This is a genomic window from Microbacterium lacus, from assembly GCF_039531105.1.
Classification (GTDB): Bacteria; Actinomycetota; Actinomycetes; order Actinomycetales; family Microbacteriaceae; genus Microbacterium; species Microbacterium lacus.
Genome location: NZ_BAAAPK010000001.1, coordinates 2,178,395 through 2,201,985 on the forward strand (window position 1 = coordinate 2,178,395; position 23,591 = coordinate 2,201,985).

Annotated in this window: 26 protein-coding genes and 1 tRNA gene; 11 read left to right on the plus strand and 16 right to left on the minus strand. The window is 70.4% G+C overall.

Translation table 11 applies throughout. From position 1 onward, the window contains the following. Positions 1-6 precede the first annotated feature (6 nt). Positions 7-1,116: a peptide chain release factor 2 gene (prfB, locus tag ABD197_RS10390; RefSeq protein WP_344054218.1), complete on the minus strand. Its 1,110-nt coding sequence runs from the start codon at positions 1,114-1,116 to the stop codon at positions 7-9. Here prfB and ABD197_RS10395 point away from each other — a divergent pair. From ABD197_RS10395 to ABD197_RS10405, 3 genes are read left to right on the plus strand one after another with little or no spacing between them, the layout of a single operon-like run. Beyond that, positions 1,115-2,401, plus strand: a complete 1,287-nt coding sequence (locus ABD197_RS10395; protein WP_344054220.1) for an MFS transporter — start codon at positions 1,115-1,117, stop codon at positions 2,399-2,401. The genes prfB and ABD197_RS10395 overlap by 2 nt on opposite strands. Further along, the gene (locus ABD197_RS10400; RefSeq protein WP_344054222.1) at positions 2,398-2,745 is read left to right on the plus strand and encodes a hypothetical protein; all 348 of its coding nucleotides are present in this window, start codon (positions 2,398-2,400) and stop codon (positions 2,743-2,745) included. Before ABD197_RS10395 ends, ABD197_RS10400 begins: the two co-directional genes overlap by 4 nt. Positions 2,746-2,754: 9 nt before the next feature. Further along, positions 2,755-3,120 (plus strand): hypothetical protein, encoded by a 366-nt coding sequence (locus ABD197_RS10405; RefSeq protein WP_344054224.1) that lies wholly within the window; start codon positions 2,755-2,757, stop codon positions 3,118-3,120. A 9-nt stretch (positions 3,121-3,129) separates the two neighbouring features. On the opposite strand, the gene ABD197_RS10410 is transcribed toward ABD197_RS10405, so the two are convergent. From ABD197_RS10410 to ABD197_RS10440, 7 genes are read right to left on the minus strand one after another with little or no spacing between them, the layout of a single operon-like run. Continuing rightward, entirely contained in the window at positions 3,130-3,567 is a 438-nt protein-coding gene (locus tag ABD197_RS10410; protein ID WP_344054226.1) for a pilus assembly protein TadG-related protein, read from the minus strand. Continuing rightward, positions 3,564-4,037 (minus strand): TadE family protein, encoded by a 474-nt coding sequence (locus ABD197_RS10415; protein WP_344054228.1) that lies wholly within the window; start codon positions 4,035-4,037, stop codon positions 3,564-3,566. Before ABD197_RS10415 ends, ABD197_RS10410 begins: the two co-directional genes overlap by 4 nt. Then, the gene (locus ABD197_RS10420) at positions 4,012-4,422 is read right to left on the minus strand and encodes a TadE/TadG family type IV pilus assembly protein (RefSeq protein WP_344054231.1); all 411 of its coding nucleotides are present in this window, start codon (positions 4,420-4,422) and stop codon (positions 4,012-4,014) included. The genes ABD197_RS10415 and ABD197_RS10420 overlap by 26 nt, the downstream gene beginning before the upstream one ends. A 3-nt stretch (positions 4,423-4,425) precedes the next feature. Continuing rightward, a complete protein-coding gene (locus tag ABD197_RS10425) occupies positions 4,426-4,635 on the minus strand; it encodes a hypothetical protein (protein WP_344054233.1) in 210 nt (69 codons plus the stop codon). A 19-nt stretch (positions 4,636-4,654) separates the two neighbouring features. Then, the gene (locus ABD197_RS10430; protein WP_344054234.1) at positions 4,655-5,587 is read right to left on the minus strand and encodes a type II secretion system F family protein; all 933 of its coding nucleotides are present in this window, start codon (positions 5,585-5,587) and stop codon (positions 4,655-4,657) included. Then, the gene (locus ABD197_RS10435; RefSeq protein WP_344054237.1) at positions 5,584-6,441 is read right to left on the minus strand and encodes a type II secretion system F family protein; all 858 of its coding nucleotides are present in this window, start codon (positions 6,439-6,441) and stop codon (positions 5,584-5,586) included. Before ABD197_RS10435 ends, ABD197_RS10430 begins: the two co-directional genes overlap by 4 nt. After that, positions 6,438-7,595, minus strand: a complete 1,158-nt coding sequence (locus tag ABD197_RS10440) for a TadA family conjugal transfer-associated ATPase (RefSeq protein WP_344054239.1) — start codon at positions 7,593-7,595, stop codon at positions 6,438-6,440. The genes ABD197_RS10435 and ABD197_RS10440 overlap by 4 nt, the downstream gene beginning before the upstream one ends. A 103-nt stretch (positions 7,596-7,698) precedes the next feature. On the opposite strand from ABD197_RS10440, the gene ABD197_RS10445 reads away from it, so the two are divergent. From ABD197_RS10445 to ABD197_RS10455, 3 genes are all read left to right on the plus strand, one after another. Next, a complete protein-coding gene (locus ABD197_RS10445; protein WP_344054241.1) occupies positions 7,699-7,911 on the plus strand; it encodes a PLDc N-terminal domain-containing protein in 213 nt (70 codons plus the stop codon). A 94-nt stretch (positions 7,912-8,005) separates the two neighbouring features. Next, positions 8,006-8,087 (plus strand) — tRNA-Leu (locus ABD197_RS10450). A 63-nt stretch (positions 8,088-8,150) separates the two neighbouring features. After that, complete coding sequence (locus tag ABD197_RS10455; RefSeq protein ID WP_344054243.1) at positions 8,151-8,927, plus strand: DedA family protein; 777 nt, start codon at positions 8,151-8,153, stop codon at positions 8,925-8,927. Here the strand turns inward: ABD197_RS10455 and ku are convergent. After that, positions 8,924-9,841 (minus strand): non-homologous end joining protein Ku, encoded by a 918-nt coding sequence (gene ku, locus ABD197_RS10460; RefSeq protein WP_344054245.1) that lies wholly within the window; start codon positions 9,839-9,841, stop codon positions 8,924-8,926. The genes ABD197_RS10455 and ku overlap by 4 nt on opposite strands. A 55-nt stretch (positions 9,842-9,896) precedes the next feature. On the opposite strand from ku, the gene ABD197_RS10465 reads away from it, so the two are divergent. Continuing rightward, positions 9,897-11,198: an APC family permease gene (locus tag ABD197_RS10465; protein ID WP_344054247.1), complete on the plus strand. Its 1,302-nt coding sequence runs from the start codon at positions 9,897-9,899 to the stop codon at positions 11,196-11,198. Positions 11,199-11,213: 15 nt separating this feature from the next. Continuing rightward, a complete protein-coding gene (locus ABD197_RS10470; RefSeq protein WP_344054249.1) occupies positions 11,214-13,739 on the plus strand; it encodes an ATP-dependent DNA ligase in 2,526 nt (841 codons plus the stop codon). Here ABD197_RS10470 and ABD197_RS10475 read toward each other — a convergent pair whose 3' ends face one another. From ABD197_RS10475 to murI, 4 genes are all read right to left on the minus strand, one after another. Continuing rightward, positions 13,740-14,648, minus strand: coding sequence for a cation diffusion facilitator family transporter (locus ABD197_RS10475; protein ID WP_344054250.1), 909 nt, complete (start codon positions 14,646-14,648; stop codon positions 13,740-13,742). It abuts the gene before it with no gap. Positions 14,649-14,716: 68 nt separating this feature from the next. Then, entirely contained in the window at positions 14,717-15,373 is a 657-nt protein-coding gene (gene rdgB / locus ABD197_RS10480) for an RdgB/HAM1 family non-canonical purine NTP pyrophosphatase (RefSeq protein ID WP_425561010.1), read from the minus strand. Beyond that, positions 15,370-16,119 carry a ribonuclease PH gene (rph, locus tag ABD197_RS10485; RefSeq protein ID WP_344054253.1) on the minus strand — a complete coding sequence of 250 codons (750 nt, stop codon included), beginning with the start codon at positions 16,117-16,119 and terminating at the stop codon, positions 15,370-15,372. Before rph ends, rdgB begins: the two co-directional genes overlap by 4 nt. Positions 16,120-16,186: 67 nt before the next feature. Continuing rightward, positions 16,187-17,005, minus strand: a complete 819-nt coding sequence (gene murI, locus ABD197_RS10490) for a glutamate racemase (RefSeq protein ID WP_344054255.1) — start codon at positions 17,003-17,005, stop codon at positions 16,187-16,189. 45 nt (positions 17,006-17,050) lie between these two features. On the opposite strand from murI, the gene ABD197_RS10495 reads away from it, so the two are divergent. Beyond that, positions 17,051-18,379 (plus strand): nicotinate phosphoribosyltransferase, encoded by a 1,329-nt coding sequence (locus tag ABD197_RS10495; RefSeq protein WP_344054257.1) that lies wholly within the window; start codon positions 17,051-17,053, stop codon positions 18,377-18,379. A 13-nt stretch (positions 18,380-18,392) separates the two neighbouring features. Here the strand turns inward: ABD197_RS10495 and ABD197_RS10500 are convergent, their stop codons facing one another. From ABD197_RS10500 to ABD197_RS10510, 3 genes are all read right to left on the minus strand, one after another. After that, a complete protein-coding gene (locus tag ABD197_RS10500; protein WP_344054259.1) occupies positions 18,393-18,674 on the minus strand; it encodes a DUF3039 domain-containing protein in 282 nt (93 codons plus the stop codon). Between the two features lie 61 nt (positions 18,675-18,735). Further along, complete coding sequence (locus ABD197_RS10505; RefSeq protein ID WP_344054268.1) at positions 18,736-20,307, minus strand: hypothetical protein; 1,572 nt, start codon at positions 20,305-20,307, stop codon at positions 18,736-18,738. Further along, a complete protein-coding gene (locus ABD197_RS10510) occupies positions 20,283-21,470 on the minus strand; it encodes an ABC transporter ATP-binding protein (protein ID WP_425561034.1) in 1,188 nt (395 codons plus the stop codon). Before ABD197_RS10510 ends, ABD197_RS10505 begins: the two co-directional genes overlap by 25 nt. A gap of 354 nt (positions 21,471-21,824) precedes the next feature. On the opposite strand from ABD197_RS10510, the gene ABD197_RS10515 reads away from it, so the two are divergent. Continuing rightward, positions 21,825-22,517, plus strand: coding sequence for a phosphocholine cytidylyltransferase family protein (locus ABD197_RS10515; RefSeq protein WP_344054272.1), 693 nt, complete (start codon positions 21,825-21,827; stop codon positions 22,515-22,517). Between the two features lie 74 nt (positions 22,518-22,591). Next, on the plus strand, positions 22,592-23,566 hold the full coding sequence (locus ABD197_RS10520; protein WP_344054275.1) for a hypothetical protein: 975 nt from the start codon (positions 22,592-22,594) through the stop codon (positions 23,564-23,566). Positions 23,567-23,591 lie beyond the last annotated feature (25 nt).

Consider the following 23,591-nt stretch of genomic DNA (forward strand, 5'->3'; position numbering starts at 1 on the left):
GACGGGTCAGTCGTCGTCTTTCCGCTTGCGCCAGCGGATGCCGGCCGAGATGAACCCGTCGAGGTCGCCGTCGAACACCACGGCGGGGTTGCCGACCTCGTGCCCGGTGCGGAGGTCCTTCACGAGCTGCTGTCCGTAGAGGAAGTACGAGCGCATCTGATCGCCCCAGCTCGCGGTGATCGTGCCGGCGAGCTCTTTCTTCGTCGCCGCCTCCTCCTCGCGCTTGAGCAGCAGGAGGCGGGTCTGGAGCACGCGCATCGCGGCCGCACGGTTCTGGATCTGCGACTTCTCGTTCTGCATCGAGACGACGAGTCCGGTCGGCAGGTGCGTGATGCGCACCGCGGAGTCTGTCGTGTTGACGGACTGCCCGCCGGGGCCCGACGAGCGGAAGACGTCCACGCGGATGTCGCCGTCCGGAACATCGACCTCGACGGCCTCCTCCATCACCGGGATGACCTCGACCGCCGCGAAGCTCGTCTGCCGCTTGTCGGCCGAGCCGAACGGGCTGATGCGCGCGAGACGGTGGGTCCCGGCTTCGACGGAGAGCGTGCCGTACGCGTAGGGCGCGTCGACTTCGAACGTCGCCGACTTGATGCCCGCGCCCTCGGCGTAGGAGGTGTCCATGACCTTGACGGGGTACTTGTGCCGCTCGGCCCAGCGCAGGTACATGCGCATGAGCATCTCGGCGAAGTCGGTCGCGTCGTCGCCGCCCGCGCCGGAGCGGATCGTGACGACCGCCGACCGCGCGTCGTACTCGCCGTCGAGCAGGGTCTGCACCTCGAGCTGGCCGACGATGTCCTCGAGCTCGGCGATCTCGTGCCGGGCCTCTTCGGCGGAGTCCTCGTCGTCCATCTCGTTCGCGAGCTCGACGAGCACCTCGAGGTCGTCCAGGCGCCGCTCGACATCGGTGACCCGCTTGAGCTCGGCCTGCCGGTGACTCAGTGCACTCGTGACCTTCTGCGCCTTCTCGACGTCGTCCCAGAGGTCCGGCGCACCGGCCTCGTCGCTCAGGCGCGCGATCTCGGCCTCGAGAGCGGGGACGTCGACCACCGCCTTGATGTCGGCGAACGTGGCGCGCAGCGCCTGGATGTCGGCGGAAGGATCGAAGTCGAGCATGACAGTCCAGACTAACGTGGATGCGGTGACCGACCGCGCCGCATCCGTCCTGTGGCGGTTCGGCCCGATGATCTACGGCCCGACGATCCTCTTCGCGCTCGGCGAGGGTGCGATCATCCCGCTGATCCCGATCATCGCGGCGCGTCTCGGCGCCGATGTCGCCCTCGCTGCGCTCGTGGCGTCGGCTCTCGTGGTCGGGCAGCTCGTCGGCAACATCCCGGCGGGCTGGGCGGTCGCGCACGTCGGCGAACGCATGACGATGGCGACCGCGGGGATGCTGTCGCTCGTCGGAGTGCTCGGAATGGTGTTCGCTCCGGTCCTGGGTGTCTTCGCCGCCTCCGTCTTCCTCATCGGGTTCTGCGCCGCCGGGTTCGGCCTCGCGCGGCACTCGTTCATGACGACCCGGGTCCCACTCGCGTTCCGCGCGCGGGCGCTGTCGCTGCTCGGCGGCACCTTTCGGCTGGGCATGTTCGTGGGTCCGTTCATCGCGGCGGGACTCCTGGCGGTCTTCGGCGACGAGCACGCCGCGATCTGGTTCTTCGGCGTGTGCCTGGTCGCCACCGTGCTGCTGGTGCTCCTCGGACCCGACCCGGAGAAGCAACTGCAAACGTCGGACGAGGGACCGGGCGTCGCCGAGGACACCGGCGAGGCCGTGACCGGATCGATCCCGACGTCGGAGCGCGCGGGGGTGTTCCGGACGATGTGGCGGTTCCGCCGCGTGCTCGTCCGGCTGGGTCTGGCCGCGGCCTCTCTGTCGGCGGTGCGCTCGGCGCGCCAGGTGGTCTTGCCGATCTGGGGCCTGTCGATCGGGCTGGACGCGCAGACGATCGCCCTCGTCGTCGGCATCTCGGGCGCGATCGACTTCGCCCTGTTCTACGCGAGCGGGCAGGTCATGGACAGATTCGGCCGGCTCTGGGCGGCTCTTCCCGCGATGCTGCTGATGGGTGCGGGATTCCTGGCACTCTCGTTCACGCACGACCTGGACTCCGCGGCCATGTGGTTCGCGATGTTCGCCGCCGTGCTCGGTGTGGGCAACGGCCTTTCCAGCGGCATCCTCCTCACACTCGGTGCCGACGTCGCCCCCCGCGCCGATCCGGCGCCGTTCCTCGGGTCGTGGCGCACCCTCACGGATGCCGGCGGTGCCGTCGCGCCACTGGCCGTCTCGGCGATCGCGGCGGCCTCGTCGCTCGGTCTCGCGACGGGCGCGATCGGTGTCGTGGCGCTCCTCGGCGCGGTCGCGTTCGCGCGCTGGGTGCCGATGTTCGTCCCGAAGAGCGCATCATGACGGTCGTCTTCTGTCGGAGTCGCAGGGGCGGCCGGCGTTGCACGCGCGAGCTCGACCACCGGGGACTGCATCGTCACCGGACGATCATGTGGGCGGATGCCGGAGCCGACGATCCGCGGTGCACCGGGTCCGGGGCGCCGGGCGCGCCCGCCGAGCTCCTATCGAACGGGTTCCCCGCGGGGCGTGCGCTCTGCCCGGTATGCCTGCGGTTCATCCCCCTCGTCGGGGCGCGGTTCCTGGATGAGCATGACACCGCGGGAGCGGCATCCGCTCAGGAGAGCCTCGACCGCGCTGACTGGTTCAACACGCACGGATGGAGCGAGGGACCCACCGGGCAGCAGTAACGTGAGGACATGCTGCTCGTCTTCCTGGGCTTGTACATCGTCCTGGCCGTCGGGAGTCTCGTGATGGGCGTGCGGAGCCGGTCGCGCCGAGCCCTCGTGTGCGGGCTGGTCGCACTCGGGTTCGCCGCCGCTTCCGCGCTCGTGAGTGCTGTCTATGCCGCGGGGGTGACGCACTGGACGGTCTCGGTGCTCGACCTGTTGCTCTCCCCCCTGCCGGAGTCGGTGCTGGAGCCGCAATCGGTCACGGAGACGGTGGCGGGGCTCGGTGTCCCGGTCATCGTGATGTCGACGGTCGAACTCGTCGTAGCGATCGCGCTGTGGGCGGTGCCGGTGACCGGCATCGTCGCGGCGAGCAGAACCGGATCGCGCGCCTGAGCCGCGCGATCACCGCAGAGCGGTGCGGCTCGTCGCCGTCGCGCTGAGCGCGACACCGTCGGGGACGAACAGCGCGACCAGCGGTGGACGCCATGTGTCCGCGACCCGCACACGGGCCGACACGCCGTCGGGGGTGCCCGCCTCGATCACCGTCGCCCCGTCCCCCACCTCGGCGACGATCGCCTCAGCCTGATCCCGGACGCCGTCATCGGAGAGCACCGCCCGAGGCTCGCCGCCGTCGACCACGAGTGTGAAGCCGTCCGCACCCGCCAGTGCGGCGGCGTCGGCGAGCGCATCGAGTCGCTTCTGGGCGAGGTACAGGCTCGTCGCGTCGATGCACACGAGGATGACCGCGATCGCGAGCAGCGCGTACCCGAGCGTCAGGAGCAGGATGCTGCCCTCATCATCCGGGCGCCCCCGCCGGTGATCCTCGCGCCACCGCATCATCCGGACCCCCAGAACCGCGAGATCTTCTGCGCCGCCGAGGCTTCGACCGGGATGCTGGCGAGTCGGTCGAGTCCGAGCACGGGAGGGACGAGCGGAAGAGCGACCCTGGTCTGGACGGTCACCACCAGAGTGGCGCCGGCTGCGGGGCACGTCGCGCCGGCGGGTCGGCACGCGAAGGAGACGCCGACGGATCCCGGATCGAGGTCGTATTCCTCGATGACGGACTGCAGGATCCGATCTGCGCTTCGCCGCGCGGCATCCGCGTTCTCAGCTGTCGACAGCGCTCGCGCGATGTGCCGCGCACCCGCTTCCGCCCCGAGAGACTGCCCCTGGATGAGACCCAGCGCGACGACGAGGTAGACCAACGGGACGAGCAGGAGCAGGCCGACGACGATGAACTCGAGTGCCGCCGACCCGCCATCGTCGGTCTCGTCGTCGATGCGATCAGTCCAGTGACTCGATCGGCGCATGAGCGGTCACCTCCAGGAGCCGCGGCAGACCGAGCAGACCGACGAGCGGCAGAGTGGCACTCACGCGCACCTCGACCGCAGCGTGTCCGAGAGCGTCCGTCTCGCGCGCCCGGACATCGGCGGCGTACTCCGCGCCGACGGTGCGCTCCACGATCGCCCGTGTGCGCGCGACACCGTCGCCGAGCGTCGCATCCGCCAGCGCGGCCTCGTGCGCACCCTCCACCGCGGCATCGTGCACGACATTGCGGACGTACACCGTGAGCCCGAATTGCAGGACGCCGAGCGTGAGAAGCGTCAGGAGGGTCCCCACGAGGACGAACTCGACGGGGCTGGATCCTGTCTCGTCGCCGAGCGTGTCGCGCAGACGGCGAAGGATGCCGCGCACGGGTCAGAGGCCGGAGACCCGGGAGATCGCCTGCTCGAACAACCCGGCGAGCGCGGGACCTGCGAGCGCCCAGATCACGACGACCAACCCTGCGGTCATGAGGGTGATCAGCACCCAGCCCGGGACGTCGCCGCGCTCGTCGTCGTGCGCGTCGCGCCAGAGCCGGGCGATCGTACGCGGGATCTCCAGTCGACCGAAGGCGTTTCGGATCATGGGGTTCTCCTTCCGGCGGTCAGCCGATTCCGAGTCGAAGCATGAAGATCCCCGGGAAGACGGCGAACAGCACGCTCAGGGGCAGGATGAGGAAGACGAGCGGTACGAGCATGTAGATCTCCTTCCGCCCGGCACGTTCGATGAGGCCGCGCTTGGCCTCTTCGCGCGCGTCGAGCGCCTGGGAGTGCAGCACCTGCGCGAGAGGTGCCCCGCGGTCGATCGCCGCGACGAGTTGATCGATGCTCCGCGAGACCGCCGGGATGTCCAGACGTCGCGATACGCGCCCCAGTGCTTCCGGGAGAGACGACCCGGTTCCGACGGCGAGGACCACCCCGCGCAGCTCGCCCGTGAACTCCCCGGCGCCGACGGTGCTCACCCGGCGGAGCGAATCGAGGATGCCTTCGCCCGCCGACAGACACAGCGCGAGGAACTCCAGCACGGTCGGCAGCTCCTCCTGGATCCGGGTGACGCGCCCGCGGGCCGCCCGCGAGAGGCCTGCGTCGCACAGCACCGCAGCGATCGCCGCGGCGGTCGGCGGAACGAGCACCGACGCACCGGTCGCACGGCCTGTGAGGACGAGCACGACCACCAGGACCCCACCTGCGGCCAAGCCGCCGACGGCCCACGCCAGCTGCCGACCACGGAAGGTCGCGGCATCCATCGCCCATCCCGCCTGCTGCAGACGACGCTCGATCGCCGCGGACCCGCCCATCATGCGGCCGAGTCGGCTCTGGAGCGCACCCCACATCTCAGCGAACGTCGTCCCCGGCAGGTTCGTCGGGAGACTCGTTCCGCGCGGATCCGTGACGTCGCGGATGTACGGCGCGATGCGGCGCGCGAGCGAGGGCGCACCCCAGCGCGGGGCGAGCGAGACCAGAAGGCACACGCCCAGTCCGAACGAGGCGCCCAGCACGACGGCGAGTGCGACATCCGTCGCACCGAGAGCGGTCATCCGAACCACCTCCGCGGCTCGGGAAGCCGACCGATGCGGAGCATGACGCGGAACGCGACGAAGGAGACCGCCGCACCGGTCAGGATCAGTACGACGCCCTCCGGGCTGCTGTAGGCGCGCGAGGCCTCCGGTCTCATCGCGAGCAGGAGGAGGATGACCCACGGTGCGGCGACCCCGAGGACGGCGGCGCCGCGGATCCAGGACTGTCGCGCCTCGACTTCGGCCCGAAGGGAGGCGTCGGCGCGGACCGAGGCGGCGAGCGCCCGCAGCACCGGCGTGAGCTCCGTGCCGCCGACCTGTCGCGCCATCCGCAACGTCTCGACGATCCGGTCCCCCACCGGATCGGACAACGCGACCTTCAGTCGCTGAGCACTCGAATCGAAGTGACCCGACGCGGCGATGTCGCGCGCGAACGCGGCGAACGGCGGGCGGAGCGGCGCCGGAGCCGATGCCGCGAGACTCGCGACCGCATCGGGAAGCGACATGCCCGCACGCACGGAGGCGATCAGCAGATCGCAGACGTCGGGCCACAGCGCGCGGCGGGAACGGATGAGGCGGGACCGGCGGGCGCGCAGCGCGCCGAACGGGGCCAGGACACCGGCAACCGCCGCGACCACGACGAGCGCCGGCACCTGCGTGAGCAGCCACGCGAGGGAGGCGAGCAGGACGGCGACGCCGACGGAGGCCGCGATGACGCCCGCGGGAGGAACCCGGCCGAGGCCCGCCGACTCGAGAAGTCGGGTGAGCGCGCCGGTCGCGGCGCGCGGAGCACGGCGCTCGTGCGCCGGCCAGACCCACGGGGAGATCAGGAGCAGGATCCCGGCCGCCAGGACCGCGCCCCAGACGATGCTCATGGGGTGTCCGCCCGATAGAGCGTCCGTGCCTGGATCGTGGATCCGGTCACGTCGGTCGGCGTCACGATCTCGACCACGCGACGCCGCCCGGTCGCATCGCGCTCGCAGTGCGCGACGAGATCCACGGACGCGGCGACCGCGGGAAGGACGAAGCCGGCATCGATGTTGCGGCCGGCGAGCAGCGGCAGCGCCGCGAGCTTGGCGAGCGCCTCGCGGGCCGAATTCGCGTGGATCGTCGCGGCGCCCGGGACGCCGGTGTTCAGCGCGAGCAGGAGGTCCAGCGCCTCCGCGTCGCGGACCTCGCCGACCACGAGTCGGTCCGGCCTCATGCGCAATGCTTCCTTCACGAGCCGGCGGAGCGAGACCTCCCCGGTGCCCTCCAGACTCGGCTGACGACCCTGGAGGCTGACGAGGTCGGGCGCGTCCACCGCGAGTTCGAACGTCTCCTCCACCGTGATGACCCGATGCTCGGGCGGGCACGCGGCGATCAGAGCCGCCAGCAGCGTGGTCTTCCCCGCGTGAGTGGCTCCCGAGACGAGGACGCTGCGTCCCGCGCACATCGCCTCCGACAGGATCCCCGCCGCCGACGGCGCGATCGAGCCCGCATGCACGAGGCGTCCGAGATCGCGGAACGCAGGAAGGAACTTCCTGATGTTCACCGACCAGTGCCGGCGCGTGATGTCCGGGATGACGACGTGCAACCGGCTCCCGTCGGGCATCGACGCGTCCACGAAGGGCTGACTCAGATCCACCCGCCGACCGGTCGCGTGCAGCATCCGCTCCACGAGATCGCGCACCGCGGAGTCGGTCAGGTTCAGCGGGACGCGCTCGGCGACGCCTGCTCGGGCGATGAAGATCCGGTCGGGTGCGTTGATCCACAGCTCTTCGACCGTCGGGTCGTCGAGGTAGGGCTGCAGCGGGCCGTATCCGGCGACGGCGGCGAGCACCTCGCGGACGCAAGCGCCCTCATCGTCGACCGGCGTGAGCCCGCGCGCCAGGGCGAAGTCGTTGTGCCGGCGCACTTCGGCGTGCACGATCCTCGTCGCCAGCTCCGGCTCGCGGGTGGGGTCCGTCCGCTCCGCACGGAGCCGCTCACGCACACGCTCCGCCACGACCGCCGCAGCGGAGGACGTGCCAGTGTACGCGAGAGTCATCCGAGCATCCTCGCAATCCCCCGGCATCCGGTCTGGAAGTTATCCACAGGTGCGCGCGCGCCCGCCGCGAGGCAGGATGGGAGGACCGGTCGAGAGGATCCCCATGTCGCGCACGAACACCGATGTCTCCCCCGCCGGACGGGTCGCGATGGGTCTTCTGGGTGTCGTGCAGTTCGCCCTCGCCGGTCTCGCCTTCTGGGACCTTTCCCACCGTCGCGCAGACGAGGTGAGAGGACCGAAGCCCGCGTGGATCCCCGTGATCCTCATCAACTGGATCGGTCCGCTCGCCTACTTCTACGTGCACCGCAACCGCTGATCCGCGCCATCGCATCCGCTGGCCGAGAAGCGACCGAGAGCGGGGGTCATCCCTACGGTGGGCGCGGACCCGCCCGGATAGACTGATCCGACCCGCGGGAGTGGTGAAATCGGCAGACACGCAGGATTTAGGTTCCTGTGCCTTCGGGCGTGTGGGTTCAAGTCCCACCTTCCGCACGCGATCATCCGCACCCGCACCGACGATATGACCGCCGACCGTGCCGACCGACGGGAAGACCCTTGCACAACATCGCCCTGATCCCCTGGCTGGATCCCGAGACGATCATCGCTGCGGCCGGCCCCTGGGCTCTGCTCGTGGTCTGCTTCATCGTGTTCGCAGAGACCGGCCTGCTCGTCGGGTTCCTTCTGCCCGGTGACACGCTCCTGATCATCTCGGGTCTGCTCACCAACACGAGCAACATCTTCGGCGTCAACATCTGGGTCGTCTCGCTGCTGATCGCCCTGGCCGCGTTCGTGGGCGGCGAGGTCGGATACCTCATCGGCCACAAGGGCGGACCGGCCGTGTTCGAGCGCAAGGAGTCCGGCGTCTTCAGCAAGAAGAACGTCGAGCGGACGAACGCCTTCTTCGAGCGCTTCGGCGGCCTCACGATCATCCTCGCCCGCTTCGTCCCGATCGTGCGGACGTTCGCGCCGGTCGCGGCGGGCGTCGGACACATGCCGTGGCGGCGCTACACCCTCTACAACTTCATCGGCGCGATGCTGTGGGGCTTCGGGCTCACGATGGTCGGCTACCTGATCGGCTTCATCCCCTGGGTGGCCGACATCGTCACCGAGTACATCGACATCATCCTGCTGGTCGCCGTCGGCGGCACGGCGATCGTCACGCTCTGGCATTATCTCAGCGAGCGCCGCAAGGCGAAGAAGGCGGCGGCCGCCGGCGAAGACGTCGTGACCGACCATGAGGAGGCCGAAGCCCTCGTCCTCGACCCGGAGGTGTTCGAGCACGGCCCCGGCCACCCCGACGCGGGCCCCGCGCCGAAGAACCCGCTCGGCTAAGAGGCCTTCGACTTCTTCTTCGCCGTGCTTCCGGCGGCCTTCTTCGATGTGCTCTTTGCCGGGCTCTTCGCGTCGGCGCTCTTTTTCGCCGCGGGCTTCGCCTCGGCATCCGCGGATCCCGCCCGCGCGGCGCGGCTGCGCTCGACACTCGCGCGCAGCGCCTCCATGAGGTCGATGACCTCGCCGCCCTTCGCGTCCTCGTCCTGCTCGCCGAAGGTCTCGGTCGTGTCCAGCGCCTCCCCCTTCTCGAGCTTCGCGTCGATCAGGGTGCGCAGCTCCTCCTGGTACTCATCCGTGAACTCGGTCGGATCGAAATCGGCCGCGAAGCTCTCGACGAGGGATGCCGACAGCTCGAGTTCCTTCGCCGAAATGCGCACCGGCTCATCCAGCGCCGGGAAGGCCGCCTCGCGGACCTCGTCCGCCCACAGCAGGGTCTGCAGCACCAGAACGTCCCCGCGCACCCGCAGCGCCGCCAGACGCGTCTTCTGCCGCAGTGAGAAGCGGACGATCGCGGTGCGGTCGGTCTGCTCGAGCGTCTTGCGCAGCAGCACATAGGCCTTCGGCGATGCCGAGTCCGGCTCGAGGTAGTAGGCGCGGTCGAGGGTGAGCAGGTCGACCTGGTCGCTCGGGACGAATTCGACGACGTCGATCTCGCGACTGCGCTCCGAGGGGAGCGAGTCGATGTCCTCCTTCGTGAGCACGACGGTACGCTCGCCGTCGTCGTACGCCTTGTCGATGTCGGCGTACGGCACGACCTCACCGTCGATCTCGCAGATGCGCTGATAGCGGATACGCCCGCCGTCCTTGTTGTGCACCTGGTGCAGCGGCACGTCGTGGTCCTCGGTCGCGGAGTACACCTTGACCGGCACGTTCACGAGGCCGAAGGTCAGCGCGCCCTTCCAGATCGCTCTCATCACACCAGTACACACCTGTCACACCGAGCCCCGCTACCTCCGCGGCTGAGTCACCATGCGTTCACCCGCTGTCCGTAAAGTCGGCAGAGTGAGTGCCCCCTCCGATCCGCCCGCGCTGCAGCGCCGCCTGGGACTCACGGACGCCGTCTTCATCGGGCTCGGGTCGATGATGGGTGCGGGGGTGTTCGCCGCGTTCGCCCCGGCCGCGGCCGCCGCCGGAGCCGGGCTCCTCGTCGGTCTGGTCCTCGCCGCGATCGTGGCCTTCTGCAACGCGACCGCCTCAGCCCAGCTCGCCGCGGCGTATCCGACCTCGGGTGGCACCTACGCCTACGGTCGCGCCGAGCTGGGGCCCTGGTGGGGCTTCATCGCCGGCTGGTCGTTCGTGATCGGCAAGCTGGCCAGCTGTGCGGCGATGGCGCTCACGTTCGCCGCGTACGCCGCGCCGCCCGGCTGGGAACGCCCCGTTGGCATCCTCGCCGTGATCGCGCTGGTGACCGTGAACTGCCTCGGCGTCACCCGCACCGCCCAGCTCACCCGGATCATCGTCGTCGCCGTGCTGCTGACGCTCGCGGTCGTCGTGGCCGCGGGGATCGCCGCACCCGATCACGTCGGGTTTGCGGCACCGGATCTTCTCCGGAGCGGGGTGTACGGCATCCTGCAGTCGGCGGGGCTGCTGTTCTTCGCGTTCGCCGGCTACGCCCGCATCGCCACGATGGGCGAAGAGGTGCGCGACCCCGCCCGGACGATCCCCCGCGCGATCGTCCTCGCTCTGCTGCTGGCGATCACGGTGTACGCGGTGATCGCCGTCACCGTGCTCACGGTCCTCGGCCCGGCCGCGACAGCGGCATCCCCCGCGCCGCTCGCCGACGTCGCCGCGGCATCGGGCTGGGGATGGACGCAGCCGGTCGTCCGCGTCGGCGCGGCAGCGGCATCCCTCGGAGCCCTGCTCGCCCTGATCGCGGGCATCGGCCGAACCACCCTCGCGATGGCGCGCGAGGACGATCTGCCGCGCTTCCTCTCCGCCGTCCACCCGCGCCGGAACGTCCCCGTCCGCGCCGAGGTCGCGATCGGCCTGATCGTCGTCGTGGCAGTCGCGGTCACCGACCTTCGGGGCGCGATCGGCTTCTCGTCGTTCGGCGTGCTCCTCTACTACTTCGTCGCGAACCTCGCCGCCTGGCGACAGCGCGCGCCGCACCGCCGCTACCCGCGCACCCTCCAGATCCTCGGCGTGATCGGCTGCGCGGTGCTCGTGGTCACCCTCCCCCCGACGGCGGTCGTGATCGGCACCGCCGTCGTCCTGCTCGGCGTCGGCTACCGGTTCATCCGACTCCGCATCCTGCGCGCCCGCGCCGGTTGAGGGCAGGATGAGGGGATGGCGGATGCGCGGGCGGATCGGAGCGCGTCGAAGGAACAGCTGGTCACCGTCGGCGGACGCCGTCTGAAGATCACGAACCTCGACAAGGTCCTGTACCCCGAGACCGGGACGACCAAGGGCGAGGTGATCGCCTACTACACGCGCATCGGCGCGGTGATGATCCCGCACGTCACGGGCCGTCCGGTCACCCGCAAGCGCTGGCCGGACGGCGTGGGCACCGACGAGCACCCCGCGCAGTCCTTCTTCGCGAAGGATCTCGAGCCGGGCGCACCGGGCTGGGTTCATCGCCTGCCGATCCCGCACTCCGGCGGGCCGAAGGACTACCCGCTGATCGGCGACGTGCCGACGCTCGTCTACCTCGCGCAGGTCGCGAGCCTCGAACTGCACGTGCCGCAGTGGCGTTTCACGGCGGAGGGGACGCGCGGGGATGCCGACCGCCTCGTGCTCGACCTGGATCCGGGCCCCGGCGCAGGTCTTGCGGAGTGCGCGCAGGTGGCGCGCTGGGCGCGCGAGATCCTCGGTCACATGGGGCTGGACCCGTACCCGGTCACGAGCGGCAGCAAGGGTATGCAGCTGTACTGCGCGCTCCCGCCGGGGCAGCGCAGCGAAGCGGCATCCGCACTCGCGCACGAGCTGGCGCGCGCGATCGAGGCGGATCACCCCGATCTCGTCGTGAGCACGATGAAGAAGGATCTCCGCGGCGGCAAGGTGCTGATCGACTGGAGCCAGAACAACACCGCCAAGACGACGATCGCCCCCTACTCGCTGCGCGGTCGCGCTCATCCGAACGTCGCGGCGCCGCGCACGTGGGAGGAACTCGACGACCCCGAACTCGGTCAGCTGTCGTTCCACGAGGTCCTGGACCGCGTCGACTCGATCGGCGATCCGATGGCGGCGCTCGGCGTCCATGCGGGTGCACGGTCCGCGGACGACGCGCCGCTGCGCGCATACATCGCCAAGCGCTCGGCCGCCAGAACGCCCGAGCCGGTGCCCGACGACCCGTCGGCGGAGCCGCCGGGTCCGGCAACGCTGCCGATCTTCGTGATCCAGGAACATCATGCGACCGCCCTGCACTGGGACTTCCGCCTCGAACACGACGGCGTGCTGGTGAGCTGGGCCGTCCCTCGCGGGGTTCCGCACTCCTCTCGGCGCAACAACCTCGCGATCATGACCGAGGACCACCCGATGTCCTACGCCGTCTTCGAGGGGACGATCCCGGCCGGAGAATACGGCGGCGGCAGCGTCACCATCTGGGACGACGGGCGGTACGAACTGGAGAAGTGGCGCGAGGACGAGATCATCGCGACGCTCGAGGGTCGACCGGGCGGCCCGCTCGGGCGGGTGCGCCTCGCCCTGATCCGCACCGACGGTCACGGCGAGAAGTCCAGCTGGCTCCTTCACCGCATGAAGACGGATGCCGAGGGGCGGGTGCAGCCGGACGGGGTCGTCGTCGAGCCCTCCCCGCAGGCGGACGGGATCGTGGTCGAGCCCGCCCCGCAGGCGGAGACGGCACCGGCCGAGGATCCGACCGCGACCTGGCCGCCGACCCGCGAGGACCTGCGGCCGATGCTGTCCACGAGCGCGACACCCGAGCGTGCGAAACTCGCGGCGCGTCGGTGGGGAGACCCGGTGTGGGCAGAGGCCAAGTGGGACGGCATCCGCGCGATCGGCGTGTGGGACGGATCGAGGCTGCGACTGGTCGCCCGCAGCGGCAATGACGTGACCGCCAAGTATCCCGAAGTGACCGAGATCGACGTGGGGCTCGGTCCGGAACCTGCGATCATCGACGGCGAGATCGTCGCGATCGACGAGAACGGGCGGCCCAGCTTCCCGCTCCTGCAGAGCCGCATGAACCTGCAGCGGCCCGCCGAGATCGCGCGCGAGCGCACGCGGACTCCGGTGCAGTACCACCTGTTCGACCTGCTCGCCGCCGACGGACACGATCTCACCGCACGGCCGCTCGCGGACCGCCGCACGATGCTCGAGCGCCTCGCCGCGCGGGTGACCGCGCCACTGGTCCTGCCGCCCGTGTTCGACGACGTGGATGCCGCCCTCCAGGCGAGCCGCCGCTTCGACCTCGAGGGCATCGTAGTGAAAGACCCGGCCTCGACGTACCGGCGCGGTGTCAGATCGGAGTCCTGGCTCAAGGTCAAGCTCACCCGGACACAGGAAGTCGTCATCGTCGGCATCCGGCCGGGGCAGGGCGGCCGCGCGCAGACGTTCGGATCGCTCCTGCTCGGCATCCCGGGACCCGACGGTCTCGACTACGCCGGACGGGTCGGCACCGGCTTCAGCGACACGACGCTGCGTTCGCTCATGCAGACCCTCGCCCCCCTGCACACCGCGGAGCGCCCGCTCCGCGATGTGCCGGCGCTCGATGCCCGCGGTGTGCAGTGGGTGCGTCCGGAGCTCGTCGGCGAAGTCGAGTTCGGTGAGTTCACTCCCGGCGGCATCCTCCGCCACTCGCGCTGGCGGGGTCTCCGCCCCGACAAGGCGCCCGAGGACGTCGTCCGCGAGTCCTGATCAGGCGTGCGCGTCGTGCTCGACGTGTCCGGCGGGCTCGAGCTGGAACGTGGAGTGCTCGACGTCGAAGTGATCGCTCAGGCACGACTGCAGCCGCTGCAGGATCGCCCCGGACCGTCCCTCGGCGAGGACCTGGTCGTCGACGACCACGTGAGCGGTGAACACCGGCGCCCCGCGCGTGAGCTGCCAGACGTGCACGTCGTGGCAGCCGACGACGCCCGGCGTCGCGAGGATGTGGTCGCGGATCTCGGTGACGTGCATGCCCTTCGGCGTCGACTCGCTCAGCACCGAGACGACTTCGCGCAAGAGGGAGATCGCGCGCGGGATGATCATGGCGGCGATGAACAGCGAGGCGATCGCATCGGCCTGCACCCAGCCCGTCGTGACGATGAGGATCGCGGCGACGATCACCGCCGCCGACCCGATCAGATCGCCCATGACCTCGAGGTACGCGCCGCGGACGTTGATGCTCGTGCGCTGCGCGGCGCTCAGCAGCCACATCGCGACGGCGTTCGCGATCAGTCCGATGATCGCGATCGCGAGCATGAGGGTGCCGGACACCTCCACGTCCGACGGCCGCACGAGTCGGGTGATGCCCTCGATCGAGACCCATACCGAGAGCGCGATCAGGATGACCGCGTTCACGGCGGCGCCGAACACCTCCGCCCGTTGGAACCCGAACGTGCGGCGGTCGTTCGCCGGCCGTGCCGCCACGATGCTCGCGATCAGCGCGATCACGAGCGCCGCGGCATCCGTGAACATGTGCGCCGCATCGGCGAGCAGGGCGAGGGAGCCGGAAAGTGCCGCGCCGACGATCTGGACGACCATGACGACCGTCGTGATCGCGAGCGAGATCGCGAGCAGCCGGCGGTTGCCGGTGCCGCGGATGCCGGGCGCGTGATCGTGCATACGCCCAGGGTAGAGCCGCGCCGTGCGCGGGTCGGGGCATTCCGTCTAGTCGGGAATGATCGCCGTTCTCACGGGATCCGCGCGAGCAGCGGCACGAGTGCGACGAAGGCCCGCGCTCGATGCGAGGCGGCGTTCTTCTCCTCCGCCGACCACTCCCCGACCGTCCGCTCCGCGCCGGCCGGCTGGTCGTCCGGCACGAACACCGGGTCGTACCCGAAGCCGCCGGCGCCCGACGCGACGCGCGCCAGCCGACCGGGCCACCGGCCCTCGACGGTGTGCTCGGTTGCGGCATCCGGTCCCCCGTCAACGGGGATCACGAGGGCGATCGTGGAGACGAAGGAGGCGGTGCGGTGCGGATCCTGCACGTCGGAGAGCTGATCGAGCAGCAGCTCGAGGTTGGCGCGGGCGTCCTTCGCGTGACCGGCCCAGTACGCCGAGAACACGCCCGGGGATCCGCCGAGGACATCGACGCAGATGCCCGAATCGTCCGCGAGCGCGGGCAACCCGGTGTGCGCGGCCGCCACGCGGGCCTTGATGAGCGCGTTCTCCGCGAACGTGACACCGTCCTCCACCGGCTCCGGGCCGTCGTACCCGACGACCTCGAGATCGGGCCTGGTCTGGGCGACGATCGCGCGGAACTCCTCGACTTTGTGCGGATTGTGGGTCGCCAGGACGATTCTGCGAGTCGGAACCGCCGGATCTGAGGAGTTGTGCACGTCGGTCACTCCGCCGCGAGCGCTGCCAGCTGCGCCTCGCGCAGATCGGCGCAGCCGGCCACGCCGAGCTCGAGCAGCGCGTCGAGCTCGCGCTTGTCGAACGGGGCCCCTTCGGCGGTGCCCTGCACCTCGACGAACAGGCCCCGGCCGGTCACGACGACGTTCATGTCCGTCTCGGCACGGACGTCCTCGACGTAGGCGAGATCGAGCATCGGCTCACCGTCGATGATCCCTACCGACACGGCGGACACAGAGTCGATGAGGGGCGTCGCCTTCTGTCCGATGAACTTCTTGCGCCGACCCCACTCGATCGCGTCCGCGAGCGCCACGTAGGCACCGGTGATCGCCGCGGTGCGCGTGCCGCCGTCGGCTTGGAGCACGTCGCAGTCGATCACGATCGTGTTCTCGCCGAGTGCCTTCGTATCGACGACGGCGCGCAGGGCGCGCCCGATCAGGCGTGAGATCTCGTGCGTGCGCCCGCCGACCTTGCCCTTGATCGACTCGCGGTCGTTGCGGCTGTTGGTCGCCCGTGGCAGCATCGCGTACTCCGCGGTGACCCAGCCCTTGCCCTTGCCGGTGAGCCACCGCGGCACGCCGTTGGTGAAGGACGCCGTGCACAGCACCTTCGTGCCGCCGAAGGAGATGAGTGCCGAGCCTTCGGCGTGCGCACTCCATCCGCGCTCGATCGTGATCTCGCGAAGCTGATCCGCAGAGCGTCCGTCGGCGCGGACGGTGGGGGCGGTGGTGTCGGTCATGAGGTTCCTCACGTCGGGGAAGGTCCGGCGGGGTGCCGGGCAAGGGCGGTCAGGGGGCGCTGGGCGCTCAGCGCGGAAGCTCGATCACGCCGGTCTGGACGAGCTGCACCTCGCTGACCTCGCGCCCCATCAGGCGGTGCGCGAGACGGAGGAAGTCGTCCGCAGACTCACCGGTCGCTTCGTACACGTGGTGCGGCATCGCGTCGGGCCCCGCGAGCAGGTCGCGGCTGACGAGCTGGCGGTACACGTCCTTCGCCGTCTCGGTGTCGCTGGAGACGAGCGAGACGTCCGGGCCCATCACGTAGCTGATCGCGCCCTCGAGGAACGGGTAGTGCGTGCAGCCGAGCACGAGCGTGTCCACTCCCGCGTGCCGGAGTGGAGCGAGGTACTCCTCCGCGACGCGCAGGACTTCGGGCGAGTCGGTGACCCCGGCCTCGACGAACTCGACGAACCGCGGGCACGCCTCGGCGAACACCGTGAGCTTCGCGTTCACCTCGAGCATGTCCTGATAAGCACCTGAACCGATCGTGCCGGTCGTGCCGATCACACCGATGCGGCCGTTGCGGGTCGTGGACATCGCGGTGCGCACCGCCGGACCGATGACTTCGACGACCGGCACGTCGTACCGCTCGCGCGCGTCGCGCAGCATGGCGGCCGACGCGGTGTTGCAGGCGATCACGAGCATCTTCACGCCCTCGTCGACCAGAGTGTCGAGCACTTCGAGCGCGTAGCGCCGCACATCGGCGATCGGCTTGGGCCCGTACGGCGAGCGTGCCGTGTCGCCGATGTAGCGCAGTGACTCGCGCGGGAGCTGGGCGGAGATCGCGCGGGCGACGGTCAAGCCGCCCACTCCGGAGTCGAAGATCCCGATCGGCGCGTCATCCACGATCGACCAGCCTACCCGCGGCTTCACTCTCAGTAGGCTGACGCCGTGACCACGAGCACCGCCCTGCACACCGACCGGTACGAGCTCACGATGCTCGAGGCGGCCCTTCGCGACGGCACGGCGCACCGGCGCTGCGTCTTCGAGCTGTTCGGCAGACGCCTCCCTGGCGGCCGCCGCTTCGGTGTCGTCGCGGGCACGGGCAGGCTGCTCTCCCTCATCGACGACTTCCGCTTCGGGGACGACGAACTCCGCTTCCTCCGGGACAACAGGGTCGTGGATGCCGCTACCCTGGCCTTCCTCGCCGACTATCGCTTCCGCGGCTCGATCAGCGGCTATCGCGAGGGGGAGCTCTACTTCCCCGGCTCGCCGATCCTGACGGTGGAGGGCACGTTCGCCGAGGCGGTGATCCTGGAGACGCTCGCGCTGAGCGTCCTCAACCATGATTCCGCGGTCGCCACGGCGGCCGCCCGCATGAGCATCGCCGCCGGCGACCGCCCGCTCGCCGAAATGGGGTCGCGGCGCGCCGCCGAGGAGTCGGCGGTCGCGGCCGCTCGCGCCGCCTACATCACCGGCTTCGGCGCGACGAGCAACCTCGAAGCGGGACGGCGCTGGGGCATCCCCACGATGGGCACAGCGGCACACGCGTGGACGCTCCTGCACGACACCGAAGAAGACGCGTTCCGCTCGCAGGTCGAGGCGCTCGGCGTGGGGACGACGCTCCTCGTCGACACGTACGACACCCGACGAGGAGTCGAGCTCGCCGTCCAGGTCGCCGGAACCCGACTCGGCGGTGTCCGCATCGACTCCGGCGACTTGCCGACGGTCGCCGCCGAGGTCCGCGCGCAGCTGGACGCGCTCGGCGCGACGGGGACGAAGATCACCGTGACCAGCGACCTCGACGAGTACGCGATCGCCTCTCTCGCGGCATCCCCCGTCGACGCGTACGGCGTCGGCACCTCGGTCGTGACCGGGTCGGGAACGCCCACCGCCGGGATGGTCTACAAGCTCGTCGCGCGGCAGGACGCCGCGGGCTCGTGGATCGCGGTGGCGAAGGCCTCCACGGACAAGGGGTCCAAGGGCGGACGCAAGGCCGCGTTCCGCACCGTGGCGGACGGCACGGCGACCAGCGAGCTCATCGCGGTCTCGGACGGTTTCGAGCACGTGGACACCGCGTCCGAGCATCCGGATGCACGACCGTTGCAGGTGCCGCTCGTCGAGGCGGGCCGCACGGATGCCCGCTACGTCGGACCGGCCGGCGTCGAGGGCGCCCGCAGCCACCACGCTCGGGTCCGCGAGGAGTTGCCGGTGCGCGCGCTCGCGCTCAGCAAGTCCGATCCGGCAATCCCCACCGTCTACGTCGACGCGCGGGAGTGAGCGCGAGGGTGCGTCAGCCGACGAGCGACTCGTAGATCTCTTTGCAGGTGGGGCAGACCGGGAACTTGTCCGGGTCGCGGCCCGGTGTCCACTTCTTGCCGCACAGAGCCCGCACCGGCTTGCCGGTCAGGGCCGACTCGAGGATCTTCTCCTTCTTCACGTAGTGCGAGAAGCGCTCGTGATCGCCCGGCTCGAGGTTCTCCTCGCGGATGAGCTCTTCGAGTTCGCGGTCGAGCGTCATCGTGCCGCCGGGTTCGTTGCCACCCTGGTCCGGGGCGTCGAGGGGGGTGCTCATGGTCAGCCAGTGTAACGCGGGGCATGACACGGCGGGCGGATGCCGAACCCCGCGAACGCGCTCAGACCGACTCCGCGAACTCCATCAGTCGCCCACCGCGCCGCTCGAAGATCGCCGCGCCGATCGCGACGCCGACGGCGAGCACGACGAGCCCGCCGCCGAGCCCGACCCAGAGAGCGGTCGACGAATCCTCGATGTCGGCGGTCAGGGCGAGCCAAGCGAACCACAACGCCGGTGCGCTCAGCACGATCGCGCCGATCATCACGAGCGCCTGGGCGATCGCGCTCGCGGAGCCCGCGCGCGGCGGCTGCTGGAACGGACTGTCGCCCGGCCGTGACGCGGCATAGGGGGCGAGCACCGACGAGATGCTGGACAGGCCGAGTCCGCACAGGAACAGCGAGGCGCAGACCCCGACCATGGCGGGCAGGAGCGCCCACCTGCCGTGCAGCGAGATCGCGACCGGGATCAGGATCGCCAGAAGGGGAATGCCGATCACCAGCACCGGCACGAGCCGGCCGGCCCGGTCGGACACCCCGCGCAAGCCGCTCGCGATGTGCATCCAGACGGCGGTCGAGTCGTACGCGAGGTCGTTGTGCGGCAGCCAGCCGAGGAACAGCGCGATGATCGGCACGGGCACGAGGGCGACGATCTGAGGCGGAACGCCGGCGATCAGCAGCGGCACGGTCGTGATCGCGCCGGCGATCGGGATGATCAGGACGTTGACGATGTAGCGGCGATCGCGCAGCCAGTAGACGAGGCTGCGCGCGGCGACCGCTCCCCCGGGTGTTCCCGGTGCGACCGCGAACCAGCCGAGCCCGCCGCGCTCACGACCGGACAGCGGTCGCTCGGTCCGCGAGAGCATGAGACGGACCAGGAGTGCCCACAGCAGGCCCAGCACCACGAGCGTGCCGAGGGCGACGAGCAGTGAAGCCGTCGCGGATCCCGTCCCCAACTGTGCGACGCGACCGGGATACGCCCACGCCGCGCCGAGCGGAGTCACCGCGAGCGTGGCGACGGCTTCGGCCAGCTGCGTCGGCACCCGTCCTCGCCACTCCAGTGAGGCGAAGAACACGCCGACCGGGACCACGACGACGAGGACGGCCAGCGCGAAGAGGCCCGAGAGTTCGCGCGATCGCCTTTCGCGCAGGAACAGCGCGGTCAGCGCCATGCAGACCCTGGCGAGCAGGACGCAGGTCGCGACGCCCAGGACGACACCGATCACCGCAGCCGGCCACGGCACGCCGTGCGCCGTCCACACGATCGCCGCGCAGACCGAGACCGCCAGAAGCGCGAAAGTGGGGACGCTGAGGAACCCGGCGACGGCGAGCACGGCGGCGAGGCGACCGCTCGGCAGCCCCAGGACGGCGAAGCGGCGGGGGTCCAGCGGATCGGTCGCCCCCGCCACGAGCGGAGCGAGGGCGAAGCCGAGCGTGACGGCCGAGCCGCCGAGGACGATGACCGCGAGCACCACGGGGGTCGCGGCATCCTGCAGCGTGAGAAGTGCCCAGCACGCGACCGCCGTCGCGGCGACCAGCAGGAAGAGCGCCAGCACGGTGCGCCGGACGTGCCCGGCATCGCCGCGCAGCGCGCCGACGAGGAGGGCGAGTCTCAGTCGGAGAACGTGTGCAGCCACTCGAGGCCCTCCACGTCGCTGAGACCGCCGGCCAGCTCTATGAAGCGCTGCTCGAGGGTGAGTTCGCCTCTCACCTCGTCGATCGTCCCTTCGGCGAGCACCTGTCCCGCCACGATCACCGCGACGCGCGAGCACACGCGCTGCACGAGATCCATACCGTGACTCGAGAGGATCACGGTCCCGCCGTGGGCGACGTAGGTCTTGAGGATGTCGAGGATGATCGCGCTGGAGACCGGGTCGACCGATTCGAACGGCTCGTCGAGGACCAGCAGTCGCGGCGAGTGGATGAGGGCGCCGGCGAGCATGATCTTCTTCACCATGCCGGCGGAGTAGTCGGACACGACGCGCCCGAGCGATTCCGTGAGGTCGAACGCGCGCGCGAGGTCGGCGGTGCGGCTCTCCACGACGGCGGACGGCAGCCCGCGCAGCACGCCGTAGTAGTGCAGCAACTGGCGGCCGGTCAGGCGGTCGAACGTGCGAAGGCGGTCCGGCAGCACGCCCATCTGGCGCTTCGCTCCGACCGGATCGGCGGCGGCATCCACTCCGTTCACGCGGATCGTGCCGCGATCGGCGCGCAGCAGACCCGCGATCATCGACAGGGTCGTGGTCTTCCCCGCGCCGTTCGGACCGACCAGGCCGTAGAAGATCCCGGCCGGCACGGTGAGGTCGATGCCGTCCACCGCCCGGGTGTCGCCGAAGACCTTCGTGACGCCTTTCACCACGAGGGCGTCGCCAGCGGTATCGACGGATGCCGCGCCGAGCGCGTTCGGATCGACCACGGCGAGCTCGGCATCCGTCGACTCGTCGCCGGCCTCCTCGATGTCGACGGGATCGGGGATCATCTCGGGTTCGGGTTCGACCTCGGGTTCCGGCTCTACGTCGGGTTCGGACTCAGGTTCGGCCTCGACTTCGGGTTGGACCTCGGGTTCGGGTTGGACCTCGGGTTCGGGTTCGACCTCGGGTTCGGGCTCGGCCTGCGGCTCGGGCTCGGACTCGGACTCGGACTCGGACTCGGACTCGAGTTCACCCTCTGGCTCGGATTCGGGTTCGACGTGGGGTTCAAGCTCGGCCTCGGCTTCCGTCTCCGGCTCAGGCTCAGCTACGAGCACCGGCTGCACGACGGGAAGGGGAGGGCGCGGAGGAATCCGCAGATCCGCGGGCAGGGGCGGCGGCGGACCGGGGTGCGGCGCCGCGGGGGCCTCGCCCCGCCCGCTCGTCTGCAGGCTGTGGATCGCCGCGGGCACGCCACCGTCTTCGCCCGTCGGGTCCTCCGTCGGGGCGTCATCGGGCTGGGGCAGCGAGGCTGGCACCGACCCAACGTATCAAGCGCGTGCCCGCGCCCCCAATGAATTGACACCGCGCGAAACCACACGCCGGCGACACGCCCCACATCACGAATCGGCAACGGGACCGGTGCATTATGCGCCTTCCCAGGTGTCTTCGCTACCATGAAACCGGCACGAGGGAGTGTCGCGTCGGTGAACCGACAGTGAAGACACTCATCCCAGGAGCAGACTTTGACCCTTCAGACCGTGATTCTGGCCGCCGGCATGGGCTCGCGGCTCGGCCGCAGCCTGCCCAAGCCGCTCACCGAGCTCAGCGACGGCCGCAGCATCATGCAGCAGCAGCATGACAACGTCCGCGCGGCGTTCGGGACCGATGCCCGCATCATGACCGTCGTCGGCTACCGCGCCGAGACGATCGTGGAAGCCTTCCCCGAGGTCGACTACGTCTACAACGACCGCTACGACCAGACCAACACCTCGAAGAGTCTCCTGCGCGCCCTCACCAAGAGCGGCAAGGGCGGGGTGCTCTGGATGAACGGCGACGTCGTCTTCGATCCCATGGTCCTCGGCCGGGCGATCGAGCTCATCGAGCGCGACCAGTCCTTCGTGACCGTCAACACCTCGAAGGTGAGCGACGAAGAGGTCAAGTACACCGTGACCGCGGACGGATTCATCGACCAGCTCTCCAAGACGGTGGTCGGCGGCATCGGCGAGGCGGTCGGTATCAACTACATCTCCGCCGCGGACAAGAAGGCGTTCATCCGTCAGCTGTCGCGCGTGGACGACCAGGACTACTTCGAGCGCGGCCTCGAGCTCGCGATCGAGCAGGACGGCATCCGCCTCCAGCCGATGGACATCTCCGACCTGTACGCGGTCGAGGTGGACTTCGCCGAAGACCTGGAGCGCGCGAACCTCTTCGTCTGACCCCGCCTGCGCTCGTGGGCGCGGCGTGTCAAGCCCAGGCTTCATCCAGAGCGCGCGCATAGGATCGGGCCGTTATGGCCGACAAGGTGCACCGAATCCACTCCCTCCCCGACGACGCGCCGTGGACGGGAGGGCTTCCGCCCGCCGGGTCGGCGGAGCATCCGATGCTCGTCCGGGTGCTCGACCGGGTCCTCGCGATCCAGCGCCCGGTCGTACTCGCGCACCTGCGCAGCATCCGTCTGCGTCACCCGACGGCCACGACGGCGGAGATCGTCCGCATCCTCGAGCGGCGATATCTCGCCGCGGTGACGACGGGCGGCGCCGCGGTCGGGGCGACGGCCGTCGTCCCCGGCATCGGCACGGGCGTGACCCTGGCGCTCAGCGGTGTCGAAACCGTCGGCTTCCTCGAGGCGACGACGCTTTTCGCCCAGTCGGTCGCCGAGGTCCACGGCATCCCGGTGGCCGACCCCGACCGCGCTCGTGCCCTCGTGCTCACCATGATGCTGGGCAAGGAGGGCGTCGACCTCGTTGCCCAACTCGCGGGCCAGGCCGCCGGCAAGGGCCCCACTCGCGACCGGTACTGGGGCGAACTGGTCACCAAGACGATCCCCCGCGCCGCGATGGGTCCCCTCGTCGATCGGCTGAAGACGACGTTCGTGCGGTCGTTCGCGGCGCGCGGCGGCGCGTCCTTCGTCGGCAAAGCGCTGCCGTTCGGCATCGGCGCCGCGGTGGGCGGCGCGGGCAACCACATCCTGGGGCGTCGCGTGCTCGTGGGTTCCCGCCGCGCGTTCGGCCTGCCGCCGCTTGATCTGCCGGCTGAGCTGGAGCCGCGCCCCGACACACTGCGCCTCGAGCACGCCGCGACGCGGGGAATCCGCAGGGCGGGCGGCGCGATCGCGGGTGGCTTCACTCGCGCCGGATCCGCGGTCGGGTCGGCAGGACGCAGCGTCGCGAAGGCGGTCACGCCCCGCGGTCGCGCGGCGATCGAGAATCCGGATGCCGAGCCCGACGTCGACGGTTCCGTCGGCCGGGACACCACCTCGAACTGACGACGCCGCACGCGCGGCAGGATGG